10 protein-coding genes are annotated in these 12,755 nt (G+C 46.1%); 1 reads left to right on the top strand and 9 read right to left on the bottom strand.

Annotation, left to right across the window (positions count from 1 at the left end; genetic code table 11):
• Positions 1-8: 8 nt before the first annotated feature.
• From AMS66_RS08815 to leuB, 9 genes are all read right to left on the bottom strand, one after another.
• Positions 9-2,135: a bifunctional diguanylate cyclase/phosphodiesterase gene (locus AMS66_RS08815; RefSeq protein ID WP_053780436.1), complete on the bottom strand. Its 2,127-nt coding sequence runs from the start codon at positions 2,133-2,135 to the stop codon at positions 9-11.
• A gap of 407 nt (positions 2,136-2,542) precedes the next feature.
• Positions 2,543-3,499: an aldolase catalytic domain-containing protein gene (locus AMS66_RS08810; protein WP_053780435.1), complete on the bottom strand. Its 957-nt coding sequence runs from the start codon at positions 3,497-3,499 to the stop codon at positions 2,543-2,545.
• A gap of 83 nt (positions 3,500-3,582) precedes the next feature.
• Complete coding sequence (locus AMS66_RS08805; protein WP_053780434.1) at positions 3,583-4,899, bottom strand: DUF4129 domain-containing protein; 1,317 nt, start codon at positions 4,897-4,899, stop codon at positions 3,583-3,585.
• Positions 4,896-6,011, bottom strand: a complete 1,116-nt coding sequence (locus tag AMS66_RS08800; protein ID WP_053780433.1) for a DUF58 domain-containing protein — start codon at positions 6,009-6,011, stop codon at positions 4,896-4,898. The genes AMS66_RS08805 and AMS66_RS08800 overlap by 4 nt, the downstream gene beginning before the upstream one ends.
• Positions 6,012-6,014: 3 nt before the next feature.
• A complete protein-coding gene (locus tag AMS66_RS08795) occupies positions 6,015-6,983 on the bottom strand; it encodes an AAA family ATPase (RefSeq protein ID WP_053780432.1) in 969 nt (322 codons plus the stop codon).
• Between the two features lie 127 nt (positions 6,984-7,110).
• On the bottom strand, positions 7,111-8,214 hold the full coding sequence (locus AMS66_RS08790) for an ATP-binding protein (RefSeq protein WP_053780431.1): 1,104 nt from the start codon (positions 8,212-8,214) through the stop codon (positions 7,111-7,113).
• A gap of 442 nt (positions 8,215-8,656) precedes the next feature.
• Positions 8,657-9,073, bottom strand: coding sequence for a hypothetical protein (locus tag AMS66_RS08785; RefSeq protein WP_024628323.1), 417 nt, complete (start codon positions 9,071-9,073; stop codon positions 8,657-8,659).
• Between the two features lie 358 nt (positions 9,074-9,431).
• Positions 9,432-9,971, bottom strand: a complete 540-nt coding sequence (locus AMS66_RS08780; protein WP_024628322.1) for a peroxiredoxin — start codon at positions 9,969-9,971, stop codon at positions 9,432-9,434.
• A gap of 273 nt (positions 9,972-10,244) precedes the next feature.
• A complete protein-coding gene (gene leuB, locus AMS66_RS08775) occupies positions 10,245-11,330 on the bottom strand; it encodes a 3-isopropylmalate dehydrogenase (protein ID WP_053780430.1) in 1,086 nt (361 codons plus the stop codon).
• Between the two features lie 230 nt (positions 11,331-11,560).
• Here leuB and AMS66_RS08770 point away from each other — a divergent pair, with 230 nt between their 5' ends.
• Positions 11,561-12,541 carry an aldo/keto reductase gene (locus AMS66_RS08770; RefSeq protein ID WP_053780429.1) on the top strand — a complete coding sequence of 327 codons (981 nt, stop codon included), beginning with the start codon at positions 11,561-11,563 and terminating at the stop codon, positions 12,539-12,541.
• Positions 12,542-12,755 lie beyond the last annotated feature (214 nt).

The following is a 12,755-nucleotide window of genomic DNA, read 5'->3' as shown; positions in this document are numbered from 1 at the left end:
GCCTATCCTTAACCTGTGGGTTTATCCACATCTCTCAAAAACTTTTTTTCAAAATCGGCGGCCACAATCGGTTTGCTGAAAAAGTACCCTTGGGCCTCATGACAATGCTGATCACGAAGGAACGAAAGCTGGTCCTCATTTTCAACGCCCTCAGCCGTTACCTTTAACTGCAAGTGATGCGCCATGGATGTAATTGTCGATACAATTGCCGCATTGTTACTGTCCTCCATTACTTCATTGACAAAGGAACGGTCGATCTTGAGGCGGTCAATCGGCAGATCTTTCAAATAATGCAGAGAACTGTACCCGGTGCCAAAATCATCAATACTGATGTGCACACCAATTTCCTTGATTTTGCGCAATTGTTCAAACGCACGATCTTTATCAAACGTCATGCTCTCGGTGATTTCCAGTTCAAGCCACACAGGTTCCAAACCCGTTTCCTTGAGAATGCCGCTGATGTTATCCAGCAGATGAGAGTGCCTGAACTGCCTCATGGACAAGTTAACCGACACACACAGCTTGCGGTAACCCGCTTCCTGCCACCGTTTGTTCTGTGCACATGCCTCACGCAATACCCATTCTCCAAGTGGTACGATCAGTCCACTCTCCTCAGCAAGAGGAATAAATTCCGCAGGGGATACTGACCCTCTCAGCGGATGCTGCCAGCGTACCAAAGCCTCCATACCCACAATCAAGCCACTCTTCAGATTGACCTGCGGCTGATACACAAGGTAGAATTGCCCACGATCCAGCGCTTTGCGCAAATCATTCTCAAGCTGCAAACGTTCTTGGGCTTTCATCTGCATCGCATGGGCATATCGGTTTAGCTCCATTCCCTGCTCTTTGGCATTATGCAGCGCCGTATCCGCATTCTGGATGATCTCCTCCGGTGAGTCTCCGTCATGCGGGAATATCGCCATACCGATACCCAGCGTGAGATGATATTCGTTACCGTCTACAGTTACAGGTTTTTCGAACAGCTGCAAGATCGATCTTGTCCGCCTTAACGCCGTATCTGTTGTACAGAAGTCTGTCATTGTCAGTACGAATTCATCTCTTCCCAGTCCGAACACTTCCTCCCCCGGGAGCGAAGAATGCTTCAAACGTTGTCCAACCTGACGAAGCACACGGTTAGCCGCTTGTTGGCCCAGTGAATCATTAATCGTTTTGAATCGGTTGATATTCAATACCAAGACTCCGACAAGCTGCTCCTCTACCATAGCAGCATCCATCATCAATTTCAGTCGTTGAGAAAGACGACGGCGATTCGGCAGCCCTGTCACATCATCATGGTGAGCAATAAAGTTCATTTTCGCCTCAGCCACCTGCTGCTTGAGGAACGGCGTATCCACCACAGACGAATACAGTCCCTTCTGGATGAAGAAATAGCCCAAACAATTGCTTAGTAGACCTAGCAGCAGATTGAGATCATTAATCTTCGTAGCAGAGACAAAGTAACATTCTCCATAGAAAAAACAGAGGATTGCACAAAGGATGGTAGGCAGGTCACCATCTTTTCCTTTTTTCCATTGAACGAATAACACAACCGCAGTCACGCTAAACAGAATGCCAATCAGGAAATGAATTCGAGTAAACATGCCTCCAAGCACATCTCCCTCCAACAAGTTCGGCAGTACAGCCCATTCCTGAATTGCCACTGTATACAAAACAACAAAAATACCGAGTGTTCCACTGAAAATCAAAAATTTGCGTGGTAACGCAATTTCCCTCTCGCTGACTGCATATATGAACAACAAACCTGCCGCACAAACAAGAGATCCAAGAGACATCATCTTCAGTGAGAACTCCGACTCCACCATCGCGCCATTCGGCATTTCTTCGGCAAAAGAAACGATGTGAACCAATTCAAATAAACCAATTAATAAAAACAGCGTAGTCATAAGGACCCTTCGGAGGGTCAGTCTTTGAGTCTGAAATAACCAGCTTTGATTATAAATGCCGATACAGCCCGCTGCCGCAGCGAAGCCACCCAAGAGTGTCAAAACCGGGTAAACGGATATGATCAGATCAGAGCTTGCAGAGGAACGAAACCATTGACTTGCGAGGAAACACAATAAGCCGCCTATTGCGACCCAACCTATTTTTCTCTGATCTTGCTGATTAGCCTTCATGCCGTGTTTTTCCTTCCCGGGATCACCTATCCTGAAATAACCTTAACGATATAAACCTACTTTGTTACAATATTCGACATTTTATTATATCTACCAACGTTCAATTCACATGTGAGAACATGCTATCTGGTACATAATAACATTTATTTCCGCAGACGTGAACAAAAAAATAAGCACTCATAGGAATATTTATTCATAGATATGTAGAAAAACAAGGCAATAAGAACTAAAAAAACATGAACCCCCCATCGGAGTCCATGCTTTTTTAGATTTGCAACTGTATTTCAGACTAATTTTCGCTCTATTTGCATCATTCGACTCGAAATGCTAAAGTGTTCAAGTTTAGATGTATTAGATACATCTCTTGTTCACTGAAAGTCCAATTCAAGAATTATGCAACATGTTGTTTATTTGTCAAAATTCACTTCTGGTGTTGTCAATTTATCATAGAAATCAACAACCTTATCTTTGTCTTCCGACGAACGCAGTGCCATTGCCGAGCGAGGATGCTCGTCCAATGTACCTGTAATCATGTAAGGCAAAATGTAACCCCATTCTTCTTTTTCCCGGAGTGGGACCATCAATTGCTCCAATACACCTAGTACTGGACGCAGATTGTATTTCGTGCCTTTCAAATGAGCAACGAGCAGTTCAGTCGGACAGTTCCCTGCGGCGCGTCCCATGCCGTATACGGAAGCATCCAGCAGTTCAACGCCAAGCTCAGCGGCTACCAATGTGTTGGAGAATGCCAGTTGCATGTTATTGTGTGTGTGAACGCCCAGACGTTTGTTCGGCAGATGAGTTTTGAACTTCTCCACCAGATATTTCACATCGTTATGATCCAGGCTTCCATAGGAGTCTACTATGTATACAACATCCACAGCACTTTCCTTGATCAGTTCAAATGCTTCCAGCAGTTCATTTTCCATAACATTAGAAAGTGCCATAATGTTCAGCGTTGTTTCATATCCACGATCGTGGAACGTTTGAACCAGAGCAAGGGCCTTATCTACATCTTTGCTGTAGCAGGCTACACGAATCAGATCCAGCATGCTTTCACTGCGTGGCAAAATGTCATTCTCGTCCACACGTCCAACGTCAACCAGTGCAGACAATTTGGTGTTTCCTTTTTGCGGAATAACCTTGCGCAGGAAATCATCATTCAGAAAACGCCATGGTCCTGCTTCTTCTGCACCTTTCAAGAGCTTAGGTGAGTTTTTGTATCCAATTTCCATATAATCAACGCCAGCTTCATTCAATCCAGCATAGAGCTGTTGAACAAAGTCCACGCTAAAGTCCCAGTTATTTACCAATCCGCCATCACGGATTGTACAATCTACTATTTTGCAATGATTTGTCTTCATTAATGTCTGCTCCTTTTCTGACCAACTTGTGTATTCCTCTCATGATACTTGAACGTAACAATAAAAGTAAAGGGATTCCCGACTTATTTACTTCGATAAGATTTCCATATCCGATCCATCTCACTCATCTCGGAATCGTCTGGAGTTTTCTTCCCATATCGCACAGCGTTATAGGTATCTGGTAGCATTGCAGAGAGCTTCTGTTCATCTTCTCTGGCTCCATGCTGAACAATCGCCTCTGCAGCCTCCAGTGGTGTATGTGCACCCTGTATACTCACTCCCCGTTGTGCAGCTCTGTCGATCCACTTGCGATAATAGTATCGAACACGTTCAGCTTCCTGTGAGGGCAGTGACTCCTTCTTGCGGAACCAGGATTTGCGTGTTTTTGCAGGCGCCTCTAACGTTTCGCTAATGTCCACATACTCCGTCCGGGGCTCTACCTTCTTCTGACCGGGCTGCAGCAGCCCTTTGAAGCGCTCCATAAGTTTGTTTATCGCCTTCTGTCCCAAACGCAGAATAAGCCAGAGGATCACAACTGCGACAGCTCCCATGACTACCCAACCCAGGATGTCCCAGAAAACAGATGGCTCCCCTGCCGGTTCCATTCCTTCAGGCATCATCGGCGGTTCATTTGGAGCTGTAGACGGAGTAGGAGGCTCCTGATTAGAACTTGAGCCTATTAAACCTCTGATCCATGCAAGCAGACGGTCACGCAGTGGGCCTAGCCAGGCAACAAGACTGGGAAAAGCACCGATTCCTGCGATCACAATCAGCATCCATAACAGTCGCTGGTGATTCGCCCGGGCAAACTCACGCAGCACGATCCTTCTTGAGCCATCATTTAATATTGCACGATCCAGCTGCACACTGTATTGACCTACCAACCAGCCAACAAAACTGATGACTCCCGCTGCATATATGGTTCCAGTGTAAGCCCGAAGAGGTTGCATGAATTCAATTCCATTGGCCGCCCCACTGAGCACAATTGCACTGACTACACCCCAAATCTGCAAGCGCCAAATCAAAATCGAACGGAAAGCAGGTTGAAAATTCAACCCGATATAGGCTGAAATTACACCCCATACCACTGCCGTCAACAAATCAGGTAAAGGAAGCGCCCATAATATTGCGATAACCAAGGAGAGCAGCAGTCCCATAAGCAACGCTGCACCCCATCGAATAAACGTGTTTTTTTCGCTGATGGTTGGTAACTTGTGCTGTACCCACTGACCTAACCAGCCGGCAATAACAAAGATAGCCATTAATATGTATGGCAAATGTCCCGTTGCATAAAGGGAAGCCAGGGTCAAAAGCGGATAAAAATATATACCAATCAACAGAACGGCCGACATGGATAAAAGCACTCTTTCCTTGGTATTGTTGCTGTTGGACTCATTCATGCACTCACCGCCTTAGCATCGCTTTTCCCGCCTTCTACCGGGAGAATGGTTACACGGTGCCCTTGCTCATGTAAACGTGCAATTTCACGCTCCATAGCGGCAGATACATAGGACGTAATTAAGAGATAACTGCGAACCTGTTGGGCTTCTTCATTCCGTTCTACTTCATCACTCAGGAACTGCTCCATGGGAACCATGCATTTCAACTCCGTCTCAGCCATAGCTTCCAGCAGCATTTCCAGATGAGGAGTGCCGTAATCCGGCTCAATCCGCAATGTATCACGCCCTCCACTTATACGATAGCCATTATGAGCAAATCCTGCGGGTAACCCTCTTCCAATGGCATCTACCGCTGCTGTTGCAGCATAACGGAGTGCCCGTTCGATCATCTCCGGGCGAGTAACGACACTCCACATGTCTGCAGACTCCTGAATGTTGACCACAATCCAGGATTGAGGATCGGCAGTCCATCCCTGCTTGTAGACCTGCAATTCTCCCGTGCGTGCACTCGCCTTCCAATGAATACGGTTCATTGGATCACCCGCACCATAGGGACGTACCCCGAGGATCAGAAAGGGATCTTCAACAATCCAACGGGATACCTCAACCTCACCCTGCCATATCTGATAGATCGCAGGCAGATCCTCCGCATGAACAAGAGAAGGATATACGACCACGGACAGATGAACAGGAATTGGCTTCGAGGTACGCCAAAGGCCGAACAGATCCCCTCCGGTCATAGTTACGGTGTTTAACGTGTAGATCCCACGTCTGCTGCATATAAAAGGATGCTTGCGCGTAATACGGGTAAACGGTTTCAAAGTAAAGATACTTTTATGATTCTGATAGATATCTCCCTGGCTAATATCCATACCCGAGCCTGAACGAAATACAAATGAAACTGGCATCATAGCTTCAAGCCTGAGCCATGGAACCGAAATTCGTTTTTCATTCGCAATCGTCTCTACCATCTCCAGCTCATCCCCGGCGTAACAGCGCGTTTTGCTGAACTGTCTGGTGTACTTCAACTTGCGTAAAGCGGGACGGCCGAACCATATGCCGTGTACTCCAATAACAATGCCTCCAACAATGACAAGCCATAGTAATGCCATATGTTATCGCCCGCTGCCTGTAGCCAGATTCTCCGTCGGCACTTCAGTCTGGCTCAGAAGCTCCTGAATAATACGTTCCGCCAATCCCTCTTGTTGCCTCACCCGGTTGCGGAATACAAGCCGATGGGCTAGCACAGGCTCTGCCAATACCTTAATATCATCAGGGAGAACGAAGTCTCTGCCGTGTAAAGCTGCCCAGGCCTGGCTTGCCTTGAGCAACGCCTGGCCTCCTCGTGGACTTACACCCAGTGAAAGCTCGGGATGTTGCCTAGTCGCTTCTGTCAGGCGAATAATATATCTCAACAGATCTTCGTCGATTTGCACCGATGTATAAGTGTTCTGTGCCTCAATTAACTGCTCACGACTAATGATAGCGGATAGATCAGCAACAGAACGGCTTGCTACCGTACGTCTCAGAATTTCTACACTTTCTTCACTGCTTGGATAGCCCATTCGAATCTTCATCATGAAACGATCCATCTGTGCCTCTGGTAACGGAAAAGTTCCCTGGTTATCTACCGGGTTTTGAGTGGCAATGACGATAAACGGTCGTTCCAGCTGTCTGGTCGAACCATCAATACTAATCTGCCGTTCCTCCATACACTCCAGCAAACTGGACTGGGTACGCGGTGTAGCCCGGTTGATCTCATCTGCCAGCACCAAGTTGGCAAACAGGGGGCCAGGTCTAAATTCAAAGTCACCTTCTTTTTGGTTAAAAAAATGAATCCCCGTCAAATCGGATGGCAACAGATCCGGTGTGAACTGAATACGCTGGAAGGTACAATCCAGTGAAGAGGCTACTGATTTTGCCAACATGGTTTTCCCCGTACCAGGCACGTCCTCCAGCAGGACATGTCCTGAGGCAATAATGGCTGTCATCACAAGCTCAATCGTATGGTCTTTGCCCACAATGATCTTCCCAACATGGTCCATTAACTGTTTGTTCATTTGTTCCATTCCCTGGATATTCATAATTGGTTCTTCCTCCCGTAAATTGAGCTATGTATTCGCATTCATTCTAACTATAACCCTAATCGTCCCAACAAAAAACAACAGGAATCGGCGGGTTAGCCAATTCCTGTTCGCATAACTCTTGTCTTTACACCAAAGGAAGCATGATGATGAACCGGGTGCCTTCCCCTTTTTTGCTATCCACAGAGATGTTACCTCCGTGATTCTTAATAATGCGGTAACTCACGGAAAGTCCCAGCCCTGTCCCGCTCTCCTTAGTGGTGAAAAACGGGTCAAACAAGCGCACAAGCGTGTTATGGTCCATTCCCTGTCCATTATCGGCAATGGAGATCTGCACATACTTGTTCTCGGTTCCCGTGGAGATCCGAATCAGACCTGTGTGCTCTTCGCCCACATCCTCGATGGCATCCATCGCATTTTTAACCATATTCAAAATTACCTGCTTAATCTGTTTGACATCGATAGACACATTTAACGGGACTTCTGCTTCATCCAGAGTGATCTCGCACCCCTTCATTAATCCTTCGCTTTCTGTCAGCAAAACCACCTCTTTGAGCAAAGAGTTAACAGACATAATGGTCTTTTGAGGAGCTGACGGTTTCGAGGAATTCAGAAATTCGTAGATAATGTCGTTCGCCCTATCAATCTCCGTTAGAATGATTCGAGCGTACTCGTCTTTCCCCAATTGCAACAAATGGGGCCGAAGCAACTGGATAAATCCGCGGATAGCCGTCAAAGGATTGCGAATTTCATGGGCAATAGATGCCGAAATTCGCCCCAACATTGCAAGTTTGTCATTTTGATAAGCGGTCTGCTCAATCTGTTTATAATCGGAAACATCCTTCACACTGAAGAGGAAGTCCCCATCCATCTGATCCCCGTACGTTACTGTAACCAGCCAATGCCTGCCATACTCGTCAATCAATTCATGATAGCGCTTACGATGAAAGATAGTTTCCCGATAGATGCGTAAAATTTTCTTTTTCTTGAATCGGCTCATCTGTGGATGATGCAGCATTTGCATCAGGGTGCAGCCGCTCAATAGACTCCTAGGAAGCTCCAACAATTTTGCCATCTGAACGTTAATAAACGTCAATACACCGTTACTGTCAAACAACATAATACCGCTATCCAGATGTTCCAGGACATTCTCATACTTGTTGTTATCCAGATGTACAGGCGGGAATCCATCCGTTGGTCGAGGCACTGTATCCTGAAATTCACTAATCATGTCAGGTTCCTCCTTTTCACGTAAATGATAAACTTGCCATTCGGACATCATATCATCACAGAAACAGGAAGGGCCGATTTTATTTTCATTACCGGTGCCCTTTCATTAGGGGGCTGAGCCGAAAATATGGATGGCATGTCCGGAACACAAGCTGGTCTATTCCGGGTAACCAAGAGTCGATCCGGAAAACATTATACGTTTGTTCCATTCTAAGCTTCTCCTATTCCCAAACACGAACATTTTTTGCTCCGCCTCTTTTGCAAGTCTGTTTTTATCATAGACAAGTTTATAGAAGGGAGTCAATCGGAGAAAGTGTCGAATGGAAATTTTTTTAAGAAAAACCGTGAATTAGTTTCTATATACAACAAAAACGAAGCTTTTTCGCTCGATTAGCGAATCAGCTTCGTTCGTATAGTTTAAATTTTAAATGATTAAATTCAATCTATAGTCCACTCTTGTTATGCTGAATTTTGAGTCTGCGCTGACTCATGACGGCTAAGCGACGCTTAAGTTCGCTTTCCCACTTCTCATCCTTCATTTCCTTGGCAAGACGAAGTAGATCCAGAGACATGTCGATCTGACGCTGCACAATGACCATGGCGTCCTCGCTTTCACGATTCACACAATTTTCAAAAATCGCATCTTCATCTTCCGTCACGTAATCTTGAAAATCAATCTCCGACGCACCATCTCCATGCGCATATTCAGCCAAAATTTCATATTCATTTTCCACTTTATAATGCACTTCTACCCGGTGACACACCGGACAAAACAGCAGGGGAACATTATGAACCTGGGTGCGGTAATGCTTCAGCGTGCCCTTTGTTCCCACCATACTTGCCCCACAACAGTAACTCATTTTTGTTCACCCTCCTTATAACGTGCCGAGACTTTTTAATGGATAGCCGTCCCGTACACTTCAAGCACTTCCGAAAAAGGAATAGTTCCATCAGTGTATCACATTCATGTACAAATTATAAATGCAGAGCACCGGAATATTTACCGGGTTTCCATACCCTATTCGCCTTGAGGCCCTTCGATTCCTCTTTCCAGAGATAAAAATGAAGGCTTTCTTCTATTACATCATTACCACGTTTACGTCCCTGTTTAAACACTTTTCTTCCTTTAGGGCTTATATTCTGGTAAAAGGGTGCAAAAAGCCCTCAATCCCATGAGGGATGAGGGCTTGAACTACAAACGTTCAAGTTCAATCAGGCTTACAGGTTGTTGTCGCCTGGTTTCCAGTTCATTGCACACAATCCACCGGATTGAAGAGCTTGCAGTACACGAAGTGTTTCTTCAACACTACGGCCTACATCATTGTGGTTAACGACTTGGTATTTCAATTCGCCTTCTGGATCGATGATGAACAAACCGCGCAGTGCAACGCCTTCTTCTTCGATCAGAATGCCATAATCTTTAGCAACTTGTTTCGTGATGTCGGAAGCAAGTGGGAAGTTCAATTGACCAAGACCATTGCTGTCTTTAGGTGTGTTGATCCAAGCTTTGTGGCTGTGTACGGAGTCAACGCTCACGCCAAGAACTTCAGTATCCAAAGCTTTGAATTGCTCAGCAGCATCACTCAAAGCTGTAATTTCAGTTGGGCACACAAAAGTGAAATCCAAAGGATAAAAGAAAAATACGAGCCATTTGCCACGATAATCGGACAGTTTTACGGAACCAAAGTCTTGTCCATCTCCCGATACTGTTTCCATTGCAAAATCCGGTGCGGGTCTACCAACCAAACGTTCTGCCATAACTAACAATTCCTCCTTTGGGATTATGTAAGCACTCAAGTTGAATGCTCATCATCAAGAAAAACGAGAACGCTTTTCCTGTAATTAAAATGGGTTTGTTACTTGATAACAAGTACAAGTAAAATGTTATCATCCGGACTTCTCAAAGTCAAGATTATAATCGTTGTTTTATTATAATAATTATAAATAAGGATTTTTCGTGGCAAAAATCATAAAGGAACAGCCCTCTGCAATTCCTGATCGGAGCAAAGGGCTGTACTGTTCTTACTATTATTAAGCCTGTTTCTGAATTGCCGCGACGATCAGATCGCCCATTTCTGTCGTACTGATCGCTTTGCTCTTGTCTACAGCGATATCGCTTGTACGATGTCCCGCATTCAGCACATCAGACACAGCTGCTTCAATTGCGTCAGCACCTTCTGCATAACCAAAGGTTGTACGGAACATCAATGCCAGCGAAAGGATCGTTGCGATCGGGTTCGCCAGTCCTTGACCTGCGATATCCGGCGCTGAACCGTGTACTGGCTCATACAGACCAAAGCTTCCTTCACCCAGTGATGCAGATGCCAGCATGCCGATCGAACCTGTCAGCATCGCTGCTTCATCACTAAGGATATCTCCGAACATATTTTCAGTCACGATAACGTCAAAGCTGGATGGACGACGCAGCAACTGCATTGCACAGTTGTCTACAAGCACATGTTCCACTTCAACATCCGGATATTCCGGTGCTACACGGTTAACGACTTCTCTCCAAAGACGGGAAGTTTCCAGCACGTTGGCTTTATCTACTGAAGCCAGTCTCTTACTACGCCCTTGGGCAATTTCAAACGCCTGACGAACGATGCGCTCCACTTCGGTTACATTATATACGCATGTATCCACTGCTTCTTCGCCTTGTGCACCTTCACGTCTGAACTTTTCACCAAAGTAGATTCCCCCGGTCAACTCACGCACGACCATCAGATCCGTACCTTCCAGCACTTCCGGTTTCAAGGTGGAAGCATCCTTCAAGCAATCAAACACCACTGCCGGACGCAGGTTTGAGAACAGTCCGAGCGCTTTGCGAATGCCAAGCAAGCCTGTTTCCGGACGCAATTCCTTGCTGTTGTTGTCCCATTTTGGACCACCAACGGCTCCGAGCAACACAGCATCTGCACTCTTACATACTGTCAGTGTTTCTTCAGGAAGCGGTGTACCTTTCTCATCAATGGCGATTCCACCAAACAGCGCATGCTCTGTCTCAAAACGGTATCCGAACACTTCCTCCGTACGTTTGAGAACTTTCTCTGCCTCCGCTACGACTTCAGGACCGATTCCGTCACCTGCGATAACTGCAATTTTTTTCACGTCTGCCATGGGTTGTCCACTCCTTATATCCATTCATTCGGTTATTCACTTCAATAATTAACGTGTCATTTTTAACTCTCTCTTTTGTATCATATTCGGAGGTCATTTGACTAAGATATACAATCTATGACTTTAATAGTTTTTGCCTATAAGTGGTTTTGGATTGGTTGTTCTGTACCTCTGACTGAGTTAAAATAAGCCTGAAGACAAATTCAGGTAACTCAGGAGGGATTGCAATCATGCAATACACGTACTTGGGAAAATCAGGTCTTAAAGTCAGCCGGATCTGTCTCGGCACGATGAACTTTGGACCTGCTACAGACGAAAAAGAGGCATTCCGTATCATGGATGCAGCACTCGATGCCGGTGTGAACTTTTTTGATACCGCTAACATTTACGGCTGGGGCGAAAATTCGGGTCTCACCGAGGAGATCATTGGGCGCTGGTTTAAACAGGGCGGCGGCAGACGTGAAAAAGTCGTTCTTGCGACCAAAGTCTATGGCTCCATGCATGACGATACAGACGGTCCAAACAACGATGCGGGTCTCTCCGCCTACAAAATCAGACGCCATCTGGAAGGTTCCCTCCGCCGCCTGCAAACAGACCATGTTGAACTGTACCAGATGCACCATGTTGATCCCGCCATATCGTGGGACGAGCTGTGGGGCGCGTTTGAGAATGCTGTTCATCAGGGCAAAATTGGTTATGTAGGTTCAAGCAACTTTGCTGCATGGCAGATTGCCGTTGCACAAAGTGAAGCCAAAAATCGCCATTTCCTCGGTCTTGTATCCGAGCAGCATAAATACAGTCTTAACTGCCGTTTACCTGAGCTCGAAGTGCTGCCCGCAGCGAAAGAGCTGGGCCTTGGCGTTATTCCGTGGAGTCCGCTTGATGGTGGGTTACTCGGACGTAATGCGCTTCAAAAGCTGGAAGGCACACGCAGCGGTGGCATTGCTGAACGGATTGAGTCCCATCAAACGCAGCTGGAACAATTCGCAGCACTTTGCCGTGAACTCGGCGAACCGCAGGATACCATAGCTTTGGCCTGGGTTGCCGCCAATCCGGCAGTTACCGCACCCATTATTGGGCCGCGTACACTGGAGCAGTTCGAAACTGCGCTCAAATGTTTGGATGTTACTTTGGATGAAGCGGTCCTCAAACGTTTGGATGAAATCTTCCCGGGTCCGGGAGGACAAGCTCCGAACGCATATGCTTGGTAAAAGCTTACCAGCATAACTGAATACGTCTTTTAAACGAAAATGCTCTATATCAAAAATGCAATTATTCTATACGTAACAACAAAAAAGTCTGACCTTCAATTTTAGAGGGTCAGACTTTTTATGTACCTCACTGAACTACAATACATAGGGCTGGGTACTCCATCCCAGCTTCTCCAGCCAGACGAATTCCAGTCCAATGAAGAGTTTTGCTTGC

The organism is Paenibacillus xylanivorans (genome assembly GCF_001280595.1).
Classification (GTDB): domain Bacteria; phylum Bacillota; class Bacilli; order Paenibacillales; family Paenibacillaceae; genus Paenibacillus; species Paenibacillus xylanivorans.
Note: the sequence above shows the minus strand (reverse complement) of the source record. Positions and strands in the feature narration are given on the sequence as shown.